The 23,361-nt window shown below is 73.5% G+C and carries 20 protein-coding genes and 1 pseudogene; 12 read left to right on the top strand and 9 right to left on the bottom strand.

Annotated features, from left to right (window positions below):
• Positions 1 to 33: 33 nt before the first annotated feature.
• The 9 genes from AB0G74_RS22895 to AB0G74_RS22855 all read right to left on the bottom strand — a co-directional run bounded on the left by AB0G74_RS22895 (position 34) and on the right by AB0G74_RS22855 (position 11,606).
• A complete protein-coding gene (locus tag AB0G74_RS22895) occupies positions 34 to 1,308 on the bottom strand; it encodes a hypothetical protein (RefSeq protein WP_361149164.1) in 1,275 nt (424 codons plus the stop codon).
• 205 nt (positions 1,309 to 1,513) lie between these two features.
• On the bottom strand, positions 1,514 to 2,248 hold the full coding sequence (locus AB0G74_RS22890; protein WP_361149161.1) for a TetR/AcrR family transcriptional regulator: 735 nt from the start codon (positions 2,246 to 2,248) through the stop codon (positions 1,514 to 1,516).
• A gap of 151 nt (positions 2,249 to 2,399) precedes the next feature.
• Positions 2,400 to 2,855, bottom strand: coding sequence for a DUF3291 domain-containing protein (locus tag AB0G74_RS22885; RefSeq protein ID WP_361149158.1), 456 nt, complete (start codon positions 2,853 to 2,855; stop codon positions 2,400 to 2,402).
• 91 nt (positions 2,856 to 2,946) lie between these two features.
• Positions 2,947 to 4,416 carry a penicillin-binding transpeptidase domain-containing protein gene (locus AB0G74_RS22880; RefSeq protein ID WP_361149155.1) on the bottom strand — a complete coding sequence of 490 codons (1,470 nt, stop codon included), beginning with the start codon at positions 4,414 to 4,416 and terminating at the stop codon, positions 2,947 to 2,949.
• Complete coding sequence (locus AB0G74_RS22875; RefSeq protein WP_361149152.1) at positions 4,413 to 5,924, bottom strand: FtsW/RodA/SpoVE family cell cycle protein; 1,512 nt, start codon at positions 5,922 to 5,924, stop codon at positions 4,413 to 4,415. Before AB0G74_RS22875 ends, AB0G74_RS22880 begins: the two co-directional genes overlap by 4 nt.
• 241 nt (positions 5,925 to 6,165) lie before the next feature.
• Positions 6,166 to 7,353: a HAMP domain-containing sensor histidine kinase gene (locus AB0G74_RS22870; RefSeq protein WP_361149264.1), complete on the bottom strand. Its 1,188-nt coding sequence runs from the start codon at positions 7,351 to 7,353 to the stop codon at positions 6,166 to 6,168.
• 437 nt (positions 7,354 to 7,790) lie between these two features.
• Positions 7,791 to 8,684: a hypothetical protein gene (locus AB0G74_RS22865; RefSeq protein ID WP_361149149.1), complete on the bottom strand. Its 894-nt coding sequence runs from the start codon at positions 8,682 to 8,684 to the stop codon at positions 7,791 to 7,793.
• A 202-nt stretch (positions 8,685 to 8,886) separates the two neighbouring features.
• Positions 8,887 to 9,276 carry a zinc-ribbon domain-containing protein gene (locus AB0G74_RS22860; RefSeq protein ID WP_361149146.1) on the bottom strand — a complete coding sequence of 130 codons (390 nt, stop codon included), beginning with the start codon at positions 9,274 to 9,276 and terminating at the stop codon, positions 8,887 to 8,889.
• Positions 9,276 to 11,606 carry a PBS lyase gene (locus AB0G74_RS22855; protein WP_361149143.1) on the bottom strand — a complete coding sequence of 777 codons (2,331 nt, stop codon included), beginning with the start codon at positions 11,604 to 11,606 and terminating at the stop codon, positions 9,276 to 9,278. The genes AB0G74_RS22860 and AB0G74_RS22855 overlap by 1 nt, the downstream gene beginning before the upstream one ends.
• Positions 11,607 to 11,840: 234 nt before the next feature.
• On the opposite strand from AB0G74_RS22855, the gene AB0G74_RS22850 reads away from it, so the two are divergent.
• From AB0G74_RS22850 to AB0G74_RS22795, 12 genes and pseudogenes are all read left to right on the top strand, one after another.
• Positions 11,841 to 12,686 (top strand): nuclease-related domain-containing protein, encoded by an 846-nt coding sequence (locus tag AB0G74_RS22850; protein WP_361149140.1) that lies wholly within the window; start codon positions 11,841 to 11,843, stop codon positions 12,684 to 12,686.
• 559 nt (positions 12,687 to 13,245) lie between these two features.
• Entirely contained in the window at positions 13,246 to 13,992 is a 747-nt protein-coding gene (locus AB0G74_RS22845; RefSeq protein WP_361149137.1) for a phosphotransferase, read from the top strand.
• Between the two features lie 279 nt (positions 13,993 to 14,271).
• A complete protein-coding gene (locus AB0G74_RS22840) occupies positions 14,272 to 14,739 on the top strand; it encodes a hypothetical protein (RefSeq protein WP_361149135.1) in 468 nt (155 codons plus the stop codon).
• A 309-nt stretch (positions 14,740 to 15,048) separates the two neighbouring features.
• Positions 15,049 to 15,327: a hypothetical protein gene (locus AB0G74_RS22835; protein ID WP_361149132.1), complete on the top strand. Its 279-nt coding sequence runs from the start codon at positions 15,049 to 15,051 to the stop codon at positions 15,325 to 15,327.
• Positions 15,284 to 15,838 (top strand): DUF6879 family protein, encoded by a 555-nt coding sequence (locus tag AB0G74_RS22830; RefSeq protein ID WP_361149130.1) that lies wholly within the window; start codon positions 15,284 to 15,286, stop codon positions 15,836 to 15,838. Before AB0G74_RS22835 ends, AB0G74_RS22830 begins: the two co-directional genes overlap by 44 nt.
• 10 nt (positions 15,839 to 15,848) lie before the next feature.
• Complete coding sequence (locus tag AB0G74_RS22825; RefSeq protein WP_361149127.1) at positions 15,849 to 16,697, top strand: helix-turn-helix transcriptional regulator; 849 nt, start codon at positions 15,849 to 15,851, stop codon at positions 16,695 to 16,697.
• A gap of 286 nt (positions 16,698 to 16,983) precedes the next feature.
• Positions 16,984 to 17,085 (top strand): annotated as a pseudogene (locus AB0G74_RS22820) (restriction endonuclease); the annotation flags it as partial.
• Positions 17,086 to 17,202: 117 nt separating this feature from the next.
• On the top strand, positions 17,203 to 17,610 hold the full coding sequence (locus AB0G74_RS22815; protein ID WP_361149123.1) for a hypothetical protein: 408 nt from the start codon (positions 17,203 to 17,205) through the stop codon (positions 17,608 to 17,610).
• Positions 17,607 to 18,305: a DUF6875 domain-containing protein gene (locus AB0G74_RS22810; protein WP_361149120.1), complete on the top strand. Its 699-nt coding sequence runs from the start codon at positions 17,607 to 17,609 to the stop codon at positions 18,303 to 18,305. The genes AB0G74_RS22815 and AB0G74_RS22810 overlap by 4 nt, the downstream gene beginning before the upstream one ends.
• The gene (locus tag AB0G74_RS22805) at positions 18,221 to 19,108 is read left to right on the top strand and encodes a protein kinase (RefSeq protein WP_361149118.1); all 888 of its coding nucleotides are present in this window, start codon (positions 18,221 to 18,223) and stop codon (positions 19,106 to 19,108) included. The genes AB0G74_RS22810 and AB0G74_RS22805 overlap by 85 nt, the downstream gene beginning before the upstream one ends.
• Entirely contained in the window at positions 19,102 to 19,620 is a 519-nt protein-coding gene (locus AB0G74_RS22800) for a GNAT family N-acetyltransferase (RefSeq protein WP_361149116.1), read from the top strand. Before AB0G74_RS22805 ends, AB0G74_RS22800 begins: the two co-directional genes overlap by 7 nt.
• Positions 19,621 to 19,854: 234 nt before the next feature.
• Complete coding sequence (locus AB0G74_RS22795; protein WP_361149114.1) at positions 19,855 to 23,145, top strand: S8 family serine peptidase; 3,291 nt, start codon at positions 19,855 to 19,857, stop codon at positions 23,143 to 23,145.
• The last annotated feature ends 216 nt before the right edge of the window (positions 23,146 to 23,361 follow it).

Raw genomic sequence — 23,361 nt, 5'->3', positions numbered from 1 at the left:
ACTCACCGACCCGGCCCGATTCATCAACACGCCCTAGAGGTGGACGTGGTAGACGATCGGGGGGCGGCCCGTCTGGCCCTGTTGGCGCCAGCCCGTGGGGACCGCCACCCCCGCGCGTTCCAGGCGCTTGAGTATGCGGCGCGCGGTCCGCTGCTGGATCGAGAGACGTTCGGCGACGAGGTGTGCGGTGAGGCCGTCGCCGGGGCCTTCGGCGATGAGGGCGCGGAGGCTGTCGAGGGTCTTGGGGTTGAGGCCGGTGCGCCGGGCGAGGGTCGCGCCGGTGGCCCCGGCCGCCTCGGGCGCGGTCCCGGGGCCGATGACGATGTCGACGTCGTCCTTCATACAGACGACGGCGGCGACGGGCCCGACCGCGCGGGCCCTGGCGACGGCCCGGGCGGCGAGTGCCTCGGCCTCCGCGGCCGTACGCCCGAGGCCGAATCCGATGCGTACGGCGCCGTGCCGGGCGGAGAGGCCGTCGAGGAAGGGCAGCCGGGTGAATCCGGCGGTCACCTCCTCCAGGACGCCTTTGGTGGTGACGACCAGGGGCCGGCCGTCGGGGAGCCGGGCCAGGCTGCCGCCCGGCATCCGCAGGTCCTCGGCGAGGGCGCGGGCGACGGGGCCGCCGGTCCGGCCGCCGCCGTACGGCCCGTCGGGCTCCGGCCCCGGCTCGGGGGCGGCCTCCACGATGCCGAGCGCCACCTGCGCGTCGCCGCTGTGGACGCCCGCCGTGGCGAGCAGCAGCGCTTGGAGCGTGGCGCGGATGGAGTGCCGTGACGGGGAGAGCCGTACGGCGTGGAGTTCGTGTTCCAGCAGCTGGTACGCGGAGCCGAGGCAGGTCACGGCGACCCGGGCGCCCTTGCGGTCGCGGGCGTCGCGGTGGAAGGCGGCGAGGTCGTCCGCGGTCAGTCCGGGGCGGTAGGGCAGGACACGGACGTGTTCGGTGGGCAGCATGGCTTCGGTGAGGGTCTCCATGACTTCGGCGCGGCCGAGGGTGTCGATGGAGATCCGGGAGACGTCGTGGCCGAGCCGGAGGAGTTCGACCAGGGCGCGCAGCAGGGTCGCGCCGCTGTACGGGACGTACATCGCGGGCCGGTCGAGCGGTCCGGCGGCCTCGGCGACGGCGTACGGGGCGATCCCGGTGAAGAGCAGCGCGTCGGTCTCGGTCCTGGCGCGGGCGACGGCCTGGGCGGTCCGTTCCTCGTACCGGCAGGGGTAGGGCCGCAGTCGGCGTGCCCCGCATTCGGTGCCCACCGCGAGGACCTTGCGTACCAGGTCCTCGGGGCCGATCACACCGACCGTCGTCGCCATCGGCCGGTCTCCCGTCTCGCGTGCGCGGAGGGGGTACGGTCGCCGCCCCGCTGCCGTGGTCGTGGTGTCGTACCGGGCTGTGGCGGCCGGTGTCCCGGCGGCCGGTGGGCCGGTGTCGCGCGCGGGCGGCCCCGGCCCAAGATAGTGCCCGCCCGGGGCCCCCGGTATGCGCCCCCGGGCCGTAAGCCGCCCCGGCCGTCGGCGGTCACGGGGTGGGCCCGGCGGCCGGGCCGAGCGCGGCTTCGATCCGCCGGGCGAGGGTGGCGGCGGGCCCGTCGGGCGGCTCGCGGTCCAGGAGCGCGCGGAAGGTCCGGGCGGTCTCGGGGTCGGTGGCGGCGGTCGCGGCGACGAGGGCGACGAGATGGTCCAGGAGCCAGTCGCGGAGTTCGGGCGCGGGTGGCTGTTTCCGTTCGTCCAGCCAGATCAGGGACGCCGCTTCGACGGCGGCGATCCAGGTGCGGACCATCATCCGCAGCCGGGGTCCGGGCTGTTCGGCGCCGAGGTGGCGGAGGATCTGTTCGGCGGCGGCCCGGCGGACCTCGTCCACGATGGCGGTGGTCCGGGAGGTCTCGGCGACGCTGCCGCCGCGCAGCAGGGCGCTGAATCCGGCGTCGTGGGAGTCCACGAAGGCGAGATAGCGGTCGACGATCCGGGCGAGGTGGCCGGTGGGCGGCCCGGTCCGGGGTTCCGCGAGGCATTCCTCCAGTTCGTCGGCGGCGGAGCGGAGGGCCTTCTCGTACAGCTCCTGTTTGCCGCCGGGGAAGTACCGGTAGACGAGGGGCCGGGAGACCCCGGCGGCCTCGGCGACGTCGTCCAGGGAGACGTCCTCGGGCGGCAGGTGGGCGAAGAGGTCGAGGGCGGCGTCGAGCAGTTGCGTTCGGCGTTCCTCGACCCCGAGCCGCCGATAGGCCCGGGTCGTCGCCGGCGCGGGACTGGTCATGTCCGCAGCGTAGCCGGAGGCCCTGACGGCCGAGGCGCCGGGGAAGCCGTCCGCCCGGGCACACCGGGCGTCAACCGACGTGTTCCGGTCACCCGTTCGGGCGGTGACGCGCCGGACGGCCCGGGACCTGTGAGTCCGGTCCGTCGCCCCGTCAGGCTCCCGGTGGGGGGAACGAGCGGCCCAGGGTGAAGGCGTGCGGGGTGGGGCCCTCCGTGCGGAGGTGGACGAGGCGGGTTTCCGCCTCGGTGACCGTGGGGCGGTGGCCCGCCGGGACCCACCAGAGGGTCGTCATCGCCTCGCGGACCCGTTCGAACCAGTCGTGGCGGCGGCTGAGGAGTTCGCGGTGCCGGCCCGCGTACATGAAGGTGGTGAGGGCGTCCTTGTCGCACCAGACGGACATGTTGACCAGGATCCACTCGTCGTCGAAGACGCGGATCTCGGTGGCGTCGCCGCCGTCGTCGTCGGCGAGCCGCCAGATGAAGCCGTCGGCGGCGTCGGCGACCGCGTTCACCGGGTCGAGGGCTTCGACGAAGTCCTTCAGCTGGGGGGAGTCGAGGGGGAATTTGAGGCGGGCTATGTTCACCTGGGCCAGTTCGTAGGACGTCATGTACCGAACGTTAGGTCGGGGTGGGGTCCGGGAACAGGCCCTGTCCGTACGGCGGGACGCCGCCGGGTGTGTCGGGGGCCGTCCGCCGAGGTCAGCGGGTCGGCTGGGTTTCCAGTACGGCGCTTATCACCGCGCGGGCGATCGGTGCCGCGCTGCCGTTGCCGCTGACCCGGCCGCGGATCGCCTCGGCGTCCTCGACCACGACGGCGATCGCGACCCCGGGCTGGACCGCGTCGTCGCCCTGGGCCCAGGCGATGAACCAGGCGTAGGGGATGCCGGTGTTGTCGGGGCCGTGCTGGGCGGTGCCCGTCTTACCGCCGACCCGGGCGCCCGGGACGGCCGCGTTCCGGCCGGTGCCGTCCTCGACCACCCGGATCATCAGCCGTTGGAGCCGGTGTGCGGTGGAGGGGTTCATGGCCTGGCGGTAGTGGCGCTGGTGGTACTGGCGTACGGTACGGCCTCCGGCGGTGGTGACCCGGTCCACCAGGTAGGGGCGCCGGAGCTGGCCGCCGTTGGCGACGGCGGCGGCGACCATCGCCATCTGGAGCGGGGTCGCGGTGGTGTTGAACTGGCCGATCGAGGAGAGCGCGACCTGGTCGACGGACATCCGGGTGTCGAAGTTCGACGGCGCGACCCGGGCCGGGATCCGCAGTGACCGGTCGTTGAAGCCGAAGCTCTCCGCGGTCCGCAGTATCGCCGGGAGTCCGGTCCTCGCCCCGAGCGCGGCCATCACCGAGTTGCACGACCACTGGACGGCGTAGGCGAGGGACGCGCCGCCGCAGCCCTCGGTGGCGTCGGGGAGCCGGGTCCTGGTGCCCGGCAGGACGTACGGCTCCGGGGTGTCCGTCGGCGCGTCCACGTTCCGGACCAGGCCCGCGTCGAGGGCCGCCGCCGCTGTGACGATCTTGAAGGCGGAGCCCGGGGGATAGGTCTGGCGGATCGCCCGGTTCAGCATCGGCTGGGTGGCCGCCGACGTCAGCCGGTGCCAGGCCGCCCGGGTCGCCGGGCCGGTGCCGGACAGCTCTCCGGGGTCGTAGGAGGGGCTGCTGACCAGGGCCAGGATCCGGCCGGTCGACGGTTCGAGGGCGGCGACGGCGCCCCGGCGGCCCGCGAGCCCCCGGAACGCGGCTTCCTGGGCGGCCGGTTCGATGGTGGTGAAGACCTTGCCGCCGGGCCGCCGCGACCGGGTGAGGTCGTTCCAGAGGGGGATCGCCGAGAGCAGCGGGTCGGCGCCGGAGAGCGCCGCGTCCTCGGTGTGTTCGACGAGGGACGTGCCGTACGTCTGCGAGGCGTAGCCGGTCACCGGCGCGTACATCGGCCCCTGCGGGTAGACGCGTTCGAAGCGGAGCTGTTCCCGGGTGTCGCGGGAGCCTGTGATCACCCGGTCCCCGGCGAGGATGTCGCCGCGCGGTTCGGAGTAGCGGGCGATCGGGCCGCGCCGGTTGGCCGGATTCCGGTCCAGTTCGGGGGAGTCGACGACCTGGACCCGGGCCGCGTTGACCAGCAGCGCCGCCAGCAGCAGCAGACAGAGTCCGGCCGCCCGCCGGATGGGGCGGATCACCGGCCCGCCGCCCGGCCGGGAGTCCCGCCCGGAGTCCGTCCCGGAGCTTCGCCGGGTCCGCCCGTTTCACCGGTGAGCAGCGGGGAGCGGGCGGCCATCGGATCGGGGCCGCCCGGGAGGGGGTCCCGGGCGGCGTCGCTCAGCCGGATCAGCAGCGCCACGATGATCCAGTTGGCGACCACGGAAGAGCCGCCCTGCGCGAGGAACGGCATCGCCATGCCCGTCAGCGGGATCAGTCCGGTCACCCCGCCGGTGATCACGAAGACCTGGAGCGCCACGATGGAGGCGAGTCCGACCGCGAGCAGCCGCCCGAAGTCGTCGCGGAGTCCGAGGCCCGCCCGGTAGCCGCGGGCCACCAGCAGGGCGTAGAGCAGGATCAGCGCCACCAGCCCGGCAAGGCCCAGTTCCTCGCCCGCGGTGGCGAGGATGAAGTCCGACTTGGCGGCGAAGCCGATGAGGACGGAGTGGCCGAGGCCGAGCCCGGTGCCGAGCAGTCCGCCCGCGCCGAACGCGAACAGGGACTGGGCGATCTGGTCGGGTCCCAGGCCCGCGTCGATGGAGGCGAAGGGGCGGAGCCAGTCGTCCACCCGGCCGTGGACATGGGGTTCGAGGGTGCCGACGGCGTACGCGCCCGCCGAGGCCAGCGCCAGCCCGGCCAGGATCCAGCCGGTCCGGCCGGTGGCCACGTACAGCATCAGGACGAAGAGGCCGAAGAAGAGCAGGGACGTACCGAGGTCGCGTTCCAGGACCAGGACGCCGACGCTGACCAGCCAGACCGTGACGACCGGGCTCAGTACCCGGGCTGGCGGCAGCCGGAATCGGCGCAGACCGCGCCCCCGGGCGGACAGGGTGCGGTGGTTGGCGGCGAGATAGGCGGCGAAGAAGACCGCCAGCAGGACCTTGGCGAACTCGCCGGGCTGGAAGGACAGGGCGCCGAGCCTGATCCAGATCCGGGCGCCGTTGACCGGCGGGAAGAGGATCGGCAGCACCATCAGGGCGAGGGCGGTGACGACGGAGACATAGGCGTAGCGGGCCAGGATCCGGTGGTCCGGCAGCAGCGCCACGACGACCGTGAAGAGACCGACGCCGAGGGCCGACCAGACGAGTTGCGCGGGGGCGGCGACCTCGCCGGGGGTGTCGAGGTCGAGCCGGTAGATGAGGACCAGGCCGAGGCCGTTGAGCAGGACGGCAATCGGCAGCAGGAGGGGGTCGGCGCGGGGGGCGCGCAGCCGGACCGCGAGATGGGCGACCAGGGCGAGGGCGCCGAGTCCGGCGGCGTAGCCGAGGACGTCGGGCGGTACGGAACCACCGCGTCCGAGGCCGACGGCGGCATAGCCGAAGACGGGGATCCCCACCGCGCCGACGAGCAGGCAGAGTTCGGCGCCGCGCCGCCCGGGGGGCGCCGGTGGGGCCTCCTCCGCCTCCGCCGGGCCCGTTCCCCGGGCAGTTCCCCGGGCCGTCGCGGTGTGCGCGCCGGGGCCGGGGCCGGGGTCTGCGCTTGCGGTCATGCGGGGAAACGTAGCAAGAGCCGAGGTTTATGTCCGTTATGTATGAGGTGTGCGCGTCCTGTTTGCGGGAGGGTGTGGGCGTTCCGGTCCGGGGAGCGTCCGGTTCACGCGGGGATGGGGTCGGTCGCTGCTCCCGCGGGCCGGTGGCCGGTCCCGGCGGGCCGACGGTCCGGTCGTACGCCACCGGACGCGGGCGCCCGGTCAGCCGGTCCGTCCGGGGTCGTACGGCGGGGCTCGTCTCTCAGTCCACGGGCCCGGTTCCGCGCGGCAGCTCCAGCCGGGCCAGCGCGCCGCCCTCCGGCGGGTTGTGGAACGTCAGCGTCGCGCCCAGGACCGACGCCTGGCCCACGGCGATGGTCAGCCCGAGGCCGTGGCCCTTCGCGCCGCCCTCGGTACGGAACCGTTCGGGTCCGTGGTCGAGGAGGTACGCCGGATAGCCGGGGCCGCCGTCCTGGACCGTGACCACCGGCCCGTCGACCGACAGCACCACCGGTGCGGCGCCGTGGCCGTGCGCGTTGGCCACCAGATTGCCCAGGACCCGTTCCAGCCGCCGCCGGTCCGTCTCGACCAGCGCGTCCTGTACGACCCGGACCTCGGTCGCGGTGCCCGACGCGCGGGCCACCCGCTCGGCCAGTACCCCCAGCTCGTACAGGGCCAGGTCGACCGTCTCGCGGCCCGCGTCCAGCCGGGAGATCTCCAGCAGGTCCTCGGTGAGCGACCGCATCGCCCGGACCCGGTCGCGGACCAGTTCCGCCGGGCGGCCGTCCGGCAGCAGTTCGGCCGCCGCCGTCAGTCCGGTCAGCGGGGTCCGCAGCTCGTGTGCCACATCGGCGGTGAACCGCTGCTCGCTCAGCAGCTTGTGCTGGAGCGACGACGCCATGGTGTCCAGCGCCCCGGAGACCGTCGCCACCTCGTCCAGCGGGCGGGACGGGTCCTTGGTCCTGGGGTCGTCCACCCGGGCGTCCAGATCTCCGGCGCTGATCCGCCGGGCGACCTGTGCCGTCAGATGCAGCCGCCGGGTCACCCGGGTCACCGCGACGGCGCCCACCAGGAGCGTCGTACCGATCGCCAGGCCCGCCGAGCCGAGGATCGCCCGGTCCAGGGCGGCGATGGTCCGCGCGGCGTGGGTGTAGTCGACCCGGACGGCGATGGCCCGTCCGTCGGCCGGGCCCGCCGCCCACATCGTGGGGCGTTCCCGGAACCGGGCGACCATTGTGCCCCGCTCGCCGTTCAGCGCCATTTCCCGCAGCTCGGCCGGGAGGCCCGGCGAGTCGATGCCGCCGAACTTGGGCAGCGGCTGCCCGGCCTGGTAGGCGGCGGTGACCTCCTCCAGCCGGTCCAGCGCTTTCTGCCGCGAGGTGTCCACGGTCTGCCGGGTCACGCCGACGTGGACCAGCACACCGAGCAGGGTGGCCAGACCGCAGCACATCACGGTGATGAAGAGCGCGGCCTTCCAGGTCAGGGTCGCGGTCCAGCGGGGGCGGCGCGGCCGGAGCCGCAGCCGGGCGCGCGGCCGGAACCCGGGGGACCCGGGCCGGAGGGGTCGCGAGGGTCGCGAGGGGCGCCGGGGGAGCGGTACGGGCCGCGCCCCCCGGGTGTCCGGGCCCCGCGCGCCGGTCACGCCGGGTGCGGCGGGTGCGTCGGCCGTGCCGCCCGGGTCGGCCGCGTCCGGGCCGCCGGGCCCGGTGGCCGTGGTCCGGCCGTCGCCGGTTCCGGGGCCGGTTGGGTGGTCCGCTCCGGTGCTGGTTTCCGTGGCGGGGCCGGTGCCCCCGCCGGGCGCGGGGAACGCGTCGCCGTCCCGGGTCGGCGCCGCGTCCTGGCGCGGGTCCGGACCCGTGTCCCGGGCCGAGGGCTTCTGGGGACGCGTCATGGCCTGGAGTCCTCCGCGCCGCCGTCCCCCGTGCCGTCGCCCGAGCCCGGCCCCGTGCCCGTACCGCCGCCGGAGCCCGCGGCCGACGCGGACGCGGTGATCGACGCGCCGGGGACCGGCTTCGAGGAGGGCGACTTGACCTCGACGATCTCGTCCCGGGTCGGCAGCATCGCCTGATGCTGCGCGTCCCACGACCAGGCCGTGCGGTACTCGTACCCGGGGATGCCCGCCGAGACCGACCGCAGAATGATGTCCCGGCCCGCCACGTCGACGCTCACGAGCTGGTCGGAGGTCGACATGATCCGGGTCAGTACGGAGAGGTCCTTCTTCGCGCCGGACATATAGACCCGGACCTCGGTCAGCTGGCTGCCGACCCGGACGCCGGTGATCAACTCCTCGCGGCCGTCGCCGGTCAGATCGATGTAGTACGGCGCCAGCACCGGGCAGTCGCCCGGCTTCGGCGCCGCGCCGTCGGCCCCGTCCCGCAGGGCGTCCTTGCCGCGTTTGCAGGCGTCCAGCCGGGTCAGGATCAGGGGCAGCGGCTCACCGTCCGGACCGGTGTACGCGGACGGGTTCGCCTTCGCCTCGGCCCGGATCACCTCGATCGGGTCGAGCGCCCTGACTCCGCCCTTCGGTACCCGGACCTCCGGAATGACCAGGGTGTCGATCTCCCCGTAGTCGTAGGGCGGCGCGGTGACCGGCGGCAGATCGGGCCAGAGCCGGATGGGGCCGGTCGCGGTCGGCGTCGGCCCGTGGCTCCGCAGCTCACCCGCCGTACCGCAGCCTGCCAGCAGCAGCGCCGCCGCCCCGGCGGCCACCCCTGCGGCGAGCGGCGCCAGCAGGACGGGCGAACGGCGAATCCGGCGTATCCGGTGACGGTGCGGACGCAAGGATCTCCTCGCCGGGTGCGGGCGGTACGAAACGGGCGGAAGGGTCGGTACGGGTCGGGCGGGCGGACGGCGGACATGAGGTCCCCGTCAACCATATGAGATGGCCGACCGGACCCCCGGACCCGTCCGTCCGCCGGACGGACACCACACCCCGCGCCCCCCGGACCGGCCTCCGCGCCCCCGCGCGGCCGCCCCGGCGGCGTCAGCGCTGGTACGGATTGCCCGACTGGCCGGGACCGCCGCCCTGCTGGAACGGATTGCCCGACGCGAACGGGTTCGCCTGCTGCGGCCCGCCGTACCCCGGAGCCCCACCCTGCGCGCCGTGTCCCGGAGCCCCGCCCGGCACCGCCCCGCCGGTCACCGCCTGCGCCTGCAACGCGTCGGCCTGCTGCTGGTTCAGCTGGGACTCGGCCCCGCAGAACGTGCACTGCGTGCCGTACTTCGTGGAGAACGGGAACAGCGGCACGAAGAAGAGCGTGAACTTCGTGACCCGCTTGCGCAGGGTGTGCGCCGCCGGATTGCCGCACTGGCCGCAGACCAGCGTCACTATCGCGAGCTGGTACAGATATCCCTTGGTACCGAAGATGATCATTAAAGGTTCCTCCCGTTAAGCGCCTGTCGGCACAGGGCCAGCAGCCTCTCGTCCCTCACGATGTCATGACTGCCATATCCTCCGTCTATCGCGTTGTGGCGACGGACGTACGACAGCTCCGACCGCAGCAGCGCCGCCGCGCCCGAGGGCCACGGCCGGTCCGGGTCCCCGGCCGCCGCCCCCGGCTCGGCCGCGCTCCGCGACAGCAGCTCGGCCGTCGCGATCCGGGTCGCCGGAAGCGACTCCCACGCCGTCCGCAGCACCGGCCACGACCGGTCCGCGTCCCCGGTCACCGCCCACAGCGCGTGCGCGGCGTCCACCCGGGTCCACGGATCCGCCGCCGACAGCAGCGGTACGAGAGCGGGCGCCGCGCCCGAAGCGGCCCGGCCCATCGTGCCCACCGCCTCCGCCGCCACCCGCCGGGCACCCTGGTCGCGGGACATCAGCGCCCCCCGCAGCACCGGAAGCACCGCCTCCGCGTCGCCCTCCACGGCCCACAGCGTCGCCGCCACCTTCGCCCCGAACGCCACCGGCAGCGCGTCGCCCCGGGCCGCGTCCGCCAGCAGGGCCCGCAGATCCGGCGCCGCGTCCGCCGCCTTCGGCCCGAACGCCGTCAGCGCCCGCAGCACCAGCTCGACCACCCACTCCCGCCGGTAGGCGGGCGCGCCCCGCAGCACCCGCAGCACCTCCGGCATCGCCTCCGTCGCCCGCAGCGCCTTCAGCGCCCACAGCAGCGACCCGGCGTGGTCGTACAGCCGGTCGTCCAGCGGTACGGCACCCAGCCGCTCGCGCAGCACCGGAACCAGCGGCGCCGCCGCCGCGCCCAGATGCCCCACCGCGTACCCCAGGTCCCGGGGCGCGTGCTCCCGCTCCAGCAGCCGCAGCAGGACCGGCACCGCCCGGGGGTCCCCGGTCCTGGCCAGCGTCACCAGGGCCCGGCTCAGCGCGTCGGGGCCCTCCGCCCACCGCCGTACCCAGCGGTCGGGGCCGCACCGCACATAGTCGGCGAGCGCGTCGGCGGCGGGCTCCGCCAGCCGGTGCAGATCCTCCAGCGCCGCGACCGCCGCGTCCGCCAGCCGGGGCTCCTCGTCGTCCAGCTGGTCGCCGATCAGGCTCACCAGCTCGTCGTAGTCTCCGCGCCAGGTCCGCATCAGCCCGCCGCTCATCCGGACCGCGTCGATCCGCTGCCCCCAGTCGGGGCTGCACAACTGGTCCGCCAGCAGCGCTATCCGGTCGTCCACCCGGTCACCGAGCCCCGCGTGGAGGGTCCGCAGCAGATCGCCCGTCCACGGCGCGACCCGCCCGACCCGGTCGGTCTCCCGGTACTCACGCAACCGCCCGGCCGGACCCGCCGCCGACTGCTGCGCCGTCCCCGCCTGCGCCTGCGGCGGCACCGCCCGCCCCGCCGGACCCGTCACCCGGGCCGCCCGCAGCTCCCGCAGCAGCCCCGTCACCCCCGGCACCACATCGGCGGGCAGGGTCTCCGGCGCGCACCGGGCGAGCTGGGCGATCGCGGAGAGCCTGAGCCCCGGATCGTACGAACGCCCCGGCATCCGCCCGCCGCCCGGCGCGCCCAGCAGCGGGCCGCGTACCCCGTTCGACACCGGGCCCCGGCCGCCCTCGCCGGTGCCACCCGTGCCGTCAGGTCCCCGGGCCGTCCGGTGCGAGGGGCCGAGCCGGTAGGCGTCCGGGTCGTACACCGACGGCTTGCCGTCGTGCGGGCCGTGGGTCAGGGCCGTCAGCCACTCCACGACCTCCCCGGCCAGCCGGTCGTGCCGCAGGGCGATCCGCCCGCCGGCCTCCACACAGGCGAACCGGACCTCCGGGTCCTGCTCCACCTTCAGCCGCTCCCGCAGCAGCGCCAGCACCAGCGCCGGTTCCTGATGGAACGCGGCCAGCGCCAGCGGCACCGCCAGCCGTACGCCCCGGTCCTCGGAGTCCACCAGCGACAGGAAGACATCGGATCCGGCCGTCACCGCCGAAGCGGCCATCGCGTAGTTGGCCGCCGACTCGAACTCCTCGCCCTCCGGGTCCAGCTCGTCGTCGCCGTCCAGCTCGATCCCGCCGATGCTGGTCAGCAGCTCGACGACGCCACCACGGTCCGGCACCTCCGGATCCGCCACCAGCTCCAGCAGAAACGGTATGCAGGCCAGCGTCGAGTCGTACACATCGCCCTGGTGGTGCACGGCGCCGTACATGCCGTCCAGCGCCGACTCCCGTACCTCGGGATCGGCCGACGCCAGCCCCCGCAACAGCCCGGGTACGTCACCGGCCGGACCGTAGGCATGCTCCAGACCGGTCCACTCGACCTCGTCGATCCCCCCGAACACGCCTGCCTCCTCCCCGAGGCTCCGCCTTCACGAAGCACCACAGGCATACGCCCACAAGGGGTGGATCCACCACCCCGTTCGAACCATTCGTTCGGTGAGAGTGTGCACCACCTACCCGACGCCGAGTCGGTTACGGCCGGACATGGCGAGGTTATTGCCCAGGAGGGCCGGGGACTGGTCCCATGGTCGGGAACGCCACGCCCGGTGGCGGCGGCCGAAGGTGAGGTCATCACGGTGTCACTCCGCGTCACACCGGCAGGCGACCGGCTGTACGTCCGCGCCCGAGACGGCCGGATCGTCGCCTGGTACGACCGCGAGGACGGCGGCGAGGGCGCCCGGGGCGCCGTCGAGGCTGGCCGGATCCGCCTGGTCCATACGTCACTCCGCGCCGAAGTGCTCGCCGTCCTGGCGCCGTACGTCACCGGGGACGTCACGGTGGGGCCCCCGCCCGTGCCCACCTCCGCCGAACTGACCCGGCTCGCCCTCCACCCCGACGACGACCTCGCGCCCAACCGGCCCGGCGAGGCCCTCCACGCGGCCCTCGACCATCTCCCGCCACCGGGCCGCCTCGCGTCCCTGGGCCGCGACCCCCACCGGGCCGCGCGGGCCCGGCTCGCCGCCGAGGAACGCGTCGGCGCGGCCCTCGACCGGCTCGGCGCGGAGGGCTGGCGGACCCTGCACTCCCTGCCGCTGCCCGGCGGCGACCGGATCGACCACCTCGCCGTCGGCCCGGGCGGCGTCCTCGCGGTCCACGACGTGCCCGCCCGCCGATTACGGGTCGTCGTCGCCAACGGCGAACTCCGGACGAGATTCCGCCTCGACGAGGAGATACCGCCCCTCCGCCTCGCCTACCGCCTCGCCGAACGCGCCGCCCACGCCCTGGCGACGACGGTCCGCCCCGTCCTCGTCGTGGTCGACGCGACCCGACTGGAAATCATCCCGCCGAGACCCCGGGACATCCGCATCGTCCGCGACGCGGACGTCCCGGCCCTGGGCGCGCTCGGCGGCGTCCACAAACCCGCCGACGTGGACGCCCTCTTCGCCACGGCCCGCGCCCGCCAGACCTGGCAGCGCGCGTAACGCCGGGCGGCCTGCTGTCGCTCTGCGACCCGTGGGTGATTACTCGCAGGGTTCCGCCCCCTATGCCTTTGGCGATGGGGGCCCAGCGCCTTGGTCCTCCGGCTGGACGCTTTACCCCGGAGCCTGTGGGGTGTCCACATCGGCCATTGCCGACCGCACGCCGTCGTGGGCTGGTCGCGCAGTTCCCCGCGCCCCTGGTTGCCCTCCTCGCCCCTTTCGCAGAGAGACGGGCCTCTTCTCAGGGACGAGGCCGGGGAGAGCTTTTAGGGGCGCGGGGAACTGCGCGAACGGCCCACGACGGCGCGCGGTCGCCTGACTGGCTCGCCCGGCTGGGCGGGTGGCGTGGGCCTCACCCGGAGGGCCGAGGCGCTGGGGGTCCCCCCATCGCCGAGGCATAGGTTGGGGGTCCCCCCCATTGCCGAAGGCATAGGGGGAGGAACTGCGCGACAAGCCACAGGCGGGCCGCGGACCGCCGACAACATCAGGTCAGCCGGGCGCGGCCCGGGTCTTGGGACGGCACCCGGGAGTGCCGAGGCGCGGCCCGGGATACTGGCCGCCCATGGATGAAGTAGAAGTCGTCGTCGCCCATGCCGAGCGCGCGACCCTCCGCGTCGGCGATGTGTTCCTGAAGGTCGACACCGATCAGGCGCGGATCGACATCGAGGTCGAGGCGATGTCCCTGGCCCCGGTTCCCACCCCGGAAGTCCTGTGGCGGAAGCCGCCCGTTCTCGCGATCGCCGCCCTTCCGGGCACGGCCCTCGGACGCCTCGGCGGGCCTGCGAACGGGTCGTCGGCGGCGTGGGTCGCGGCCGGTGCCGCCGTCCGTCGGTTGCACGAGGCGCCCCTGCCGCCCTGGCCCGGCCGTCGCCGCCGGAGCCCGGAGGAACTCGCGGTAGAACTCGACCACGAGTGCGAGTTGCTGGTGACGAAGGGGATCCTCCCCGCCGACCTGGTCACCCGTAATCGCCGGGTCGCCGAGGCGGCGATCCGGCCGTGGACTCCGGTGTTCGCCCACGGCGACCTCCAGATCGAGCATGTCTTCACCGACGGCGACGAGGTCACGGGCGTCATCGACTGGTCCGAGGCGGGCCCGGGCGACGCCCTGTTCGACCTCGCCACTCTGACCGTCGGCCATCAGGAGCACTTGGCCGACCTCCTCGTCGGCTACGGCGCGGACGTCGACCTCGACGTGATCCGCGCGTGGTGGTCGGTACGCGGCCTGCTGGGGGTCCGCTGGCTGGTCGAGCACGGCTTCGACGCGTTCGCGCCGGGCTGCGAGGTGGATGTGCTGAAGTCCCGGATGTGAGGCCGCGCGAGCTGCCCGAGCGCTACATCAGGTTCGTTCGCCAGTACGTTGCGCCCAACGGGGCCCGGTCCCTCAGCGGAGGGCTCTACGGCCCACCCTTGCGGACCGCGTCCGCACACTGGTGCCGCAGAACCGTCACCAGCTCGCCGAACTGCCGCGGGCTGAGCCCGGTGGGGAACAGGCATATCCAGACACCTCAGGTGTGCAAAAAGTCAAGTTCGTAGCGCTGAGTCCGTGTGTAGCCTGTCGATTTGTTCGAACGAATGAGGGGAGCTGAAGGTGGACGCGGAACGACGGCGCGTGGGCATTCAGCTACCTGAGGGGTCCTGGTGGGACTGGGATGTCATCGCTTGCAACGCTGCTGAGCTACGACTGGCGGCCGGGCATGATCTCACCTACCACCACGGCTTGGAGCTAGTCTTCGGCGATCCGACGCTTGTCAACTGCCCGGCGAAGTTTCTCGATCCGGTGTTCCGCGCGCCGACGAGCGAGGAACTCGCAAGAGTCACCCGCCAGATCGGTGAAGAACCGCCTGTCCTTGTCGCCTTCGAGGCGGACGCGGGAGGGCTGGAGCCGGTCTCGTGTCTCATCGCGGCGGAGCGAACCGAGATCGTGCAGGAGACCGTTCTGAGGTACTGGCACGACGACGTAGCCCCTGGTCAGCGCCTCGCTCCGTGGGTGCGGCCGCCGACGTCGCAGGCAGGCTGGGCGGCTACCCCTCACGGCAGACGCCAGTGGGAAGCCTAGGGCCTTGGGCAGCATGGGTCGGCCCGGCCCGGAGGGGTTCGCGGACCTCGGGCCGACACAGACCGTTCTTCCAGCCATCGGCCGCCGCCGTGGCAGAGGACAGTACTCGCGCAGCAGCGATCAAAGCTGGTCGGCAGTCCACTGCCGGTTCCCAGCGGCAGCTTCCGGGCTGATCATGAGGGCGGTCCTCCGATCTTGATCCTGATCGGCGTGAAATCGGGCGCCGCGATAGACGCCCTTGACGGAGACACCCCAGCGCGGGACGGTCATCGCGCAACTATGCGCAACCGAGTCCCAGGGGAGTACGTGATGACGTTACGGTTCGTCGGGATCGACCCCAACACCGGCGGTGAGGGATCAGCGACGGTGTGGGTGGAAGAGGAGAGCGCGGACCTGCTCCTCCAGGGCGAGGAAGCCGACGCCGTCCTCAAGTCCCTGGTCGGCTCCACCGAGTGGGTGGCCGGCCACAAGACGGGGATCCCGCCGCACGAGCGGGTGATCCGGATCCCGTTCCACATGGTGCAGATCTTGAGGGAGGCGTGCGATGCCGCTGAACGCGCAGCAGCTGAACACCGCGACGTTCGCTGAACTGCTCGCCGACACCCACCACGCGGCGGTCCACCTGGAGATGCGGGACCTGTACGCCGTCGGCGACGAGACGGACGACTACGCGGCCTTCCTGCGGGCCGGCGTTCCGAACCTCGACCCGGCCCGTTCCTTCTGGCCCCAGTGGATGCCGCTCGTGCAGGACGCGGTCGCCCGCGGCGTGGTGATGCGCCGCGCCCGGATCGTCTCCGAGCCGGTCACCGACTACATCCGCTACGAGCACGCCATCACCCCGCTCAACCTCCAGGCCGGCGAGGACGTGCGCTGGCTGCCCCGCCGCCGCGCCTCCGACATCCCGCTGCCCGGCAACGACTTCTGGCTCCTGGACGACCGGCTCGTGCAGTTCCACCACTTCACCGGCGCCGGTGACTGGGCGATCGACGGCAAGGAACGCACCACCGCCCCGGCCGCTGTCGCGCTCTGCTCCGCCGCGTTCGAGGCGGTCTGGGAGCGGGGCGTACCGCACGAGAAGTACACCGTCCAGGCCCGCTGAGCAGAGCACCGTGAGCGCATCCCCTTCGTCCAGCGCACAGGCCGCCCGTGAGGCGTTGGCCCTGCGCTTGCAGCACCTGCGCAAGGACGCCGGCCTCACCGGTAAGGACCTTTCCGCCCGGTGTGGCTGGCATCCCGCGAAGACGACCCGCATCCAGAAGGGCGATGCCCCGCCCTCCGACGGGGACATCCGCGCGTGGTGTTCGGCGTGCGGCGCGGACGACCAGGCCGAGGACCTCATCGCCACCGCCCGCGCCGTGGACTCCATGTATCTGGAGTGGCGCCGCCTGCACAAGGACGGGATGCGCAAGGTCCAAGAGGGACGCAACGCCGTGCACGAGCGGACCCGCGTCTGCCGGGTCTACGTCTCCAACGTGCCGCCCGGCTTCTTCCAGACGCCCGGCTTCGCGACCGCCCTCATGGAGCAGATCACCCGCTTCCAGGGCACCCCCGACGACATCGCCGAAGCTGTCGCCGCCCGTATCGCCCGCTCCCGCTTCCTCTACGAGGGCGGCCACCGCTACGTCGTGCTCATGGAGGAGTCGGTGCTGCGGTTCCGCACAGCCGATCCCGAGGCGATGCGCGGGCAGCTGCGCCACCTCCTGGCGGTGATGCCGCTCGCCTCGGTCTCGCTGGGGATCATCCCGTTCACCGCGCAGCGCACCGTGTGGCCGCTGGAGGCGTTCTACCTCCACGACGACACCGTGGCCGTGGTCGAGACACTGACGGCGGAGATCAAGGTGACGCAGCCGCGCGAGCTCGCCGACTACACGCGGGCGTTCGCCGGCCTCGCACAGATGGCCGTGCACGGCGACGCCGCCCGTGCCCTCATCCAGGCCGCGATCGACGCCCTGGAGTGAAGTTCCGCAATTTCCCGCAATCTCGTTGAGGACGGAGCGGCGGCCTCCGTAGCGTCGAACGACACCGACGCGACGCACTCAGCACACGGAGGCGGTGCTCATGAGCGCACCCACACCCGCCGACGCCCAGCCGGAAGACCGCGGCCTCCAGCCGCCCGCCTTCGGCCGGCCCTCCCCGGCACTGGTCGCCCGCGCCGCCCGCGGCTACGCCTGCTTCCCCGCCGCCCGGGCCCCGGACGCCGCCACCAGGCGACCACGGCCAAGAGGACGACGCGGCGGGACTGCGGTGAGCGGCACCCACGCCGTGCTCCACGACCCGCTCGGTCTGATCGAGGCCGAACTTCGGCTGGACCGCGGCCCGCACGAAGCGCTCGTCACCGCCGTTCTCGAAACGGCCGCGCCCCGGCCGGGACGAGATCCCTCCGGGTGTTCGGCGCACTGAGCACCACACCCCGGCCCGACCCGGGCCGGGGGAGCACCACTCGACACCGAGAGGGGCACCACCGTGAGCACCGCGATTACCGAGCTGCGCCGGTTCCTGACCATCACCGGCCGGCGCTTCCGCACCGGCCGGTCCGCACCCGAGATGTTCTCCCCGGCCGTGGACGCGGCCTGGCACGACCTGGTCGGGACCCCGGCCTACGAGGCCCTGTGCCTGGAGACCGCCGGCCAGCCGATCCGGCACGTCGCGAACAACGGCCACGGCCCGATCGCCTGGGTCGCCGCCTACGAAGAGGCGTACGGGCCGCTGCCGGAGATCTGGTTCACCGACGCCGACGGCAACGTCGATCAGGACGCCGTCGCCCGCTACCGGAAGACCGGCATCGTGGTCGCGGAGTGGGACTGCGGCCCCGCCGACGGCGGCGACGGCGACGACGTCGCCCCGGGCCAGGCGGAGACCGCCCGCCGGTGACCACCGGCCGCACCAGCGCGGCGCCCCGGCGCACCGCCGGGGCGCTGCGCCTCGTCGAGGCCGGCACCACCCGGCCCAGGTCCGTGGACATCAGCGGCTATGTGCGGCAGATGACCGCTCACTGCCCCTACCTCGCCCCGTCGCTCCAGCGGGGCCTGACGACCTGGACGGTCTACCGCGCCGACGGCGACGCCGAAGCCGTCCAGGCCGAGCTCTTCCACGCGGGCGCCCAAGCCGCGGAGTGGTTGCGGCCCTTGTTGAACCGGCCCCACGGCGCCCTGCGGTGCGAGAACATCGTCCTGCTGGGCGACGTACCCGGTGTCCGGCACCGTGACCTGTTCGCCTGGCCGCACTGGGTGCTGAAGAACCTCTACGGACCGGTCGGGGTGATGTTCGGCAAGTTCTACGCGGGCGAAGAGGAAGCCACCGCGGCCGGCCGCCGGATCCCGGCCGCCCCTGCCTCGTTCCTCCCCGTGAGGGCCGCGGTCCGCCGCCGCGACCCACGCTTCCTCGCCGCGACCCCCGACCTGGCCGCCGCGCTCGCCGCGGCCGACGACGACGGCCGCGACGTGTTCGAGAACATCCCCACCGAGTGGACGGAGATCCGCAGATGGGCCCGACACCTGCTCCCCCCGGCGAAGCCGTCGCTCTCCTCACCGGACACACCGGGGAGCCCGCCGCGATCCAGCTCTTGAGCGACCGGCGCGGCTCCCGGGCCTGGAAGGTCCAGGGCCCCGAGGGCGCCGTCGCGCTGAAGGCCAACAACCCCGACGGCGACAACGCCGGCTGCAAGGCCGCCGAGATGGCCCAGGAGGACGACCACCTCCTCCGCCTCACCACCGCCGACGCCCTCGACCCCGGCTACCGGGTAGGCGCCGGGACATGGGACGGCGGCCGGTGGCTGGCCGCCAACTGGATCGACGGCGTACCCCTGTGGCGGGCCCTCACCCTCGCCCGCGAACCGGAGGGAGACCGCGCCTCGGTCCGCCCCTGGCTCGCGGGCATCGCCCGCACCTGGGCAGAGCACCTCGCGCTCATGCACGCCGCCGGATGGGCCCACGCCGATGTCCAGCCCACCAACACCCTCGTGACGCCCGGCGGCCACGCCGCGGTCATCGACTACGCCCTCGCCTGCGGCCCCGACGACGGCCACCGCCGCGTCCCGTACCGGGGCGCCCTTACCCACACCACCGCCCCCGAAGTCGCCACCGCCGTCCTCGCGACCCCTGCGGACACGCACGTCCAGGCGCAGCCGGCGGCCGACATCTGGAGCCTGGGCGTCTCCCTGTTCTGGTGCTGGACCGGCCACCGCCCCGTCGCCTACGACGACGACCTCGACCGGCTGGACAAGCTCGCCGTCATCGCCAAGGGCACCACCATCACGCTGCGCGACATCCGGCCCTGGTCGTTCCCCGAGTTCGAGGACGCCATCACCGCGTGCCTCGCCCCCGACCCCGCCGACCGGCCCACCGCGAGGGAGCTGACCGCCGCATGGTGACTCTGCGCGCCCTGGCCCTCGACGACGCACCTGCCCTCACCCGCGTCTACAGCGGCGCCTCGATCCGGCACACCACCGGCAGGCCCCTCACCCTCGACCAGGCCCACGACAAGATCCGCGCCGCCCTGGCCCGAGCCGCCGAAACCCCGCGGGCACAGTGGAGCTGGGGCATCGTCACCGAGGACGAGCTGATCGGCCTGATCGCGCTGAGGCGACGCACGCCGTCCATGGGCACCATCAGCTACATCCTCCGGGAGGACAGCTGGGGCCACGGCTACGCCACCCACGCCGCCATCCACGTGGTCTCCGCCGCCTTCACTACCGTCGGCTTGAACCGGCTGGAGGCCATGCACCACCCCGACAACCCCGCCTCCGGCCGCGTCCTGATCAAAGCTGGGTTCACCCGCGTCGGCACGTCCGACCGGCACGGCGACGACGGCACCGCCATTTCCTACGAGTTGTACGCGTTGGAGGCCGTGTCGCCGGCGGGCGCGTACGAGATGCGTCAGTGAGTCGGCGGGCCTGGGCCGGCGCGCTCGCCGTGGGGGCGGTCAGCGGTCAGTTCTAGGTACGAACCGTATTCCGGCGGCTGGAAGCCAAGAGGAACCCTGCCAGAGCACTTGACGGGAATCGTCCGAATCGCGGCCAACCGATCGCGCTCGGTGAACCCACCCCCTCCGCCGCCGCTCACCGGAACCGGAGGGCGCGGAACCCGTCCGGGCCCGGGGAAAGACGCGGGAGGACGTGTGCGCGGACGCACGAAGAGTTCGTTGAGGGTGGCCCTCGCCGTCACGCTGGGGACGGCGCTGACCGCCGGAGCGGGCGCGGCGTCGGCCCAGCCGGGTGGCGAAGGGGCCCGTCAGGGCGGCCGGGCCGGGACGACGGTGACGCTGATCACCGGGGACCGGGTGGTCGTCGGTGCCGGGGGGCGGATCACGCAGTTCCGGCCCGGCGAGGGCCGTGAGGGGATACCCGTGCGGACCGAACGCGCCCAGGGGCGTACCTACGTCGTCCCGTACGACGCGCAGCGGCTGATCGCGGCCGGGAAGCTCGACCGGCGGCTGTTCGACGTCACCGAACTGGCGAGCCCCGAGGGGCGTCGGCTCCACGGTGACGGCGTGAAGGCCATCGTCACCTACAAGGGCCCGTCGGCGGGTGCCGCGAAGAAGTCGGTACGGGCGTCGACGGCTCACCGGGCCCTGCCCGCCGTCGGCGCCGAGGCCGTCGCCGCCGAATCCCCGATCGGGGCGGCGGAGTTGTGGGACGCGCTCACCCGGACCACCCGGAGCGGAGCGCTCACCACCACCGCCGGGATCGAGAAGGTCTGGCTCGACGCCGTCGTGAAGGCCAGCCTGGACCGCACCACCCGCCAGATCGGCGCCCAGAAGGCGTGGTCGCGTTCGTACGACGGCACCGGGGTGAAGATCGCCGTCATCGACACCGGTATCGACAAGCGCCACCCCGACCTCGCGGGCCGGGTCGTCGCGGAGCGGAACTTCACCGCGGACGCCGACGCGGGCGACCGTCACGGCCACGGCACTCATATCGCGTCGACGGCCGCGGGCACGGGCGCCGCGTCCGGCGGCACCCACAAGGGTGTCGCACCCGGCGCGACGCTCCTCAACGGCAAGGTCCTCGACGCCCAGGGCTCCAGCAGCTTCTCCAAGATCATGGAGGCCATCGACTGGGCCGTCGCCGAGGGCGCCGATGTCGTCAGCTTGAGCTTCGGCAGCCAGGACTCCCCGGGTATCGACCCCATGGAAGCCCTGGTCAACAAGTACACGACCGAGAAGGGCGTCCTCTTCGCGATCGCCGCGGGCAACAACGGATCGGGCCCGTCCACCATCGGATCCCCGGGTACGGCCGCCGAGGCGCTGACCGTCGGAGCCGTGGACGGCGAAAACGCCCTTGCCGACTTCTCCAGCCGCGGACCCCGTCTCGACGGCGGCAACATCAAGCCGGACGTGACCGCCCCCGGAGTGGCCGTCACCGCGGCCGCCGCCGGTACCGACGGCTACCGGGACATGGACGGCACGTCCATGGCCACCCCGCACGCGGCGGGCGCGGCGGCGATCCTCAAGCAGCGTCACCCCGACTGGACCGGGGCCCGGATCAAGGCGGCCCTCACCGGGTCCGCCGAGCCCGGCCCGTACAGCGTCTTCGACCAGGGCACCGGCCGTATCGACGTCGACCGGGCCACCGCCCAGAACGTCGTCGCCGAGCCCGCCTCGGTCTCCCTCGGCAGTCCCCGCTGGCCCCACGACGACGCCGAACTCGCCACCGAGCGGATCACGTACCGCAACACGGGTACGACGGATCTCACCCTCGATCTGGCACTGGCCTCCGCGACCGGCCCCGACGGCCGACCTGCCCCCGCCGGTCTCTTCAGCCTCGGATCCTCCCGGCTGACCGTTCCCGCGGGCGGGACCGCGTCCGTCGACGTGACCGCGGACGTCAGGGCGGCCGGGAGTACGGACGGCCGGTATCAGGCCATTGTCGTGGCCAAGGGCGACGACGGCCGGACGGTGGTGCGCACCGCCACCACCGTGAACCGCGAACCCGAGTCGTACGAGCTGACCATCCGGGCCATCGGCCGCGACGGCAGGCCCGACCCCGGCGCCGCCGCCGCGATCGGATTCCCCGGCGGGGAAGCCCCCGACAGGGTTCTGACGGTCGACCCCGCCACCGGGGAGCGGTCCGTACGGCTCCCCAAGGGGCGTTACGCCGTCACCGGCCAGTCGTACGACCCCGCGACCGAGGGCACCGACCTGATCGTCCGGCCCCTGCTGGAGCTGACGGGAGACACCACCGTGGTCCTCGACGCCCGCACCACCAGGCCGGTCCGTGTCACCGTGCCCGACCCCGAGGCCGGTGAGGGGGTCTCGAACATGGGGTACACGGTGCGCCAGGGCGCGACGGCGTACGAGTGGCAGTCCATGTTCTTCCCCCTCAGCAAGGTACGGACCGCGCACGCCGGTCCGGCCCTGAGCGGCGGGACCGTGACCCACCACCTCTTCGGCTCCTGGGAGAAGCCCGGCACCGACTACAACACCGCCCTCAAGGGCAGCGGCACCCGCTTCCCGGCCGGTCTCACCAAGCACTACCGGAACTCCGACTTCGCCCGCGTGGACGTCGGCCTCGGCGCCTCCGTCCCCGGCAAGTTCGGCCAGTACACCGCCTACGGCGAGTTCTCCCGCGGCCTGGGCGGCGGCACGATGGTGACCCAGCCCGCGCAGACCCGCCGGACCAGCTATCTGACCACCGCCCAGGGCGTCCGGTGGACCCTGGAACACGCCCAGCTGACCACGCGGGACGGCGGGCAGAACCCCGAGTCGCTGCACTCGTCGGCCGGGCCGGAGAAGTTCCGGGCCGGGAAGACGTACCGCGTCGACCTCAACACCGCCGTCCACGGCCCGATGGTCGGCGAGGAGTGGGGCGTGTTCCGCGCGGGCGACGCGCTCCGGGCCCGGCTGCCGCTGTTCGCGGACGGCCGGGGCAACACCGCCGACTCGTCGTACGCCACGGCACGGACCACCCTCCACCGGGGTACGAGCCTCGTCGGCCACGTCGACCGGCCGACGGACGCGGGCGAACTGTTCAGCGCGCTACCGCAGGAGAAGGCGACCTACACCCTGACGACATCCGTCACCCGGGCCCCGGATGTCAGCCGGGTGGCGACGAAGGTGGACGCGTCGTGGACGTTCCGCTCGCAGCGCACGGCCGACGTCACCCGGCTGCCGCTGTCGGTCGTCCGGTTCGCCCCGGCGGTGGGTCTGGAATCCACGGCCCCGGCGGGCCGCGTCCAGACGTACCCGGTGACGGTGCAGGGCCCGGCGGCCGAAAAGAACCTCAAGTCGCTGGCGGTGTCCGTGTCGTACGACGGTGGGACGAGCTGGCACAAGGCGGCGGTGAAGGACGGCCGCGTGACGGTGAAGACCCCGGCGAAGGGGAAGGGGATCGACCTGAGGGCGACGGTCGCCGACAAGCAGGGCAACACGGGGTCGATGACGATCCACAACGCGTACCGGGGGAAGTGACGGTGACGGTGACGGTGTGACGTGCCTGTGCCCACCGGCTCCCAGGGGTCGGTGGGCACGGGACGCTTGGCGCTGGGCGCCAGGGCCTTTCGTCGCCCCGAACGAAACTTCCTAGCCGATCATGTCGTCGGGGGAGGGTCCGGCGCCGTGTCGGGTGGCGCAGGTGGGGCAGGCGTATTGGACGAGTGGTGGGGCGCTGGCTCGTTCGGTGACGCC

This window comes from Streptomyces sp. NPDC020875 (assembly GCF_040641415.1).
Classification (GTDB): domain Bacteria; phylum Actinomycetota; class Actinomycetes; order Streptomycetales; family Streptomycetaceae; genus Streptomyces.
Note: the sequence above shows the minus strand (reverse complement) of the source record. Positions and strands in the feature narration are given on the sequence as shown.

Coding starts and splice junctions, on each gene's coding strand:
- AB0G74_RS22875 (WP_361149152.1), bottom strand. CDS start 5,924: ATGACCGCAAGCGCAGACCCCGGCCCCGGCCCCGGCGCGCACACCGCG.
- AB0G74_RS22835 (WP_361149132.1), top strand. CDS start 15,049: ATGACGTTACGGTTCGTCGGGATCGACCCCAACACCGGCGGTGAGGGA.
- AB0G74_RS22870 (WP_361149264.1), bottom strand. CDS start 7,353: ATGTGCTGCGGTCTGGCCACCCTGCTCGGTGTGCTGGTCCACGTCGGC.
- AB0G74_RS22830 (WP_361149130.1), top strand. CDS start 15,284: ATGCCGCTGAACGCGCAGCAGCTGAACACCGCGACGTTCGCTGAACTG.
- AB0G74_RS22800 (WP_361149116.1), top strand. CDS start 19,102: ATGGTGACTCTGCGCGCCCTGGCCCTCGACGACGCACCTGCCCTCACC.
- AB0G74_RS22860 (WP_361149146.1), bottom strand. CDS start 9,276: ATGATCATCTTCGGTACCAAGGGATATCTGTACCAGCTCGCGATAGTG.
- AB0G74_RS22895 (WP_361149164.1), bottom strand. CDS start 1,308: ATGGCGACGACGGTCGGTGTGATCGGCCCCGAGGACCTGGTACGCAAG.
- AB0G74_RS22885 (WP_361149158.1), bottom strand. CDS start 2,855: ATGACGTCCTACGAACTGGCCCAGGTGAACATAGCCCGCCTCAAATTC.
- AB0G74_RS22890 (WP_361149161.1), bottom strand. CDS start 2,248: ATGACCAGTCCCGCGCCGGCGACGACCCGGGCCTATCGGCGGCTCGGG.
- AB0G74_RS22845 (WP_361149137.1), top strand. CDS start 13,246: ATGGATGAAGTAGAAGTCGTCGTCGCCCATGCCGAGCGCGCGACCCTC.
- AB0G74_RS22805 (WP_361149118.1), top strand. CDS start 18,221: ATGGGCCCGACACCTGCTCCCCCCGGCGAAGCCGTCGCTCTCCTCACC.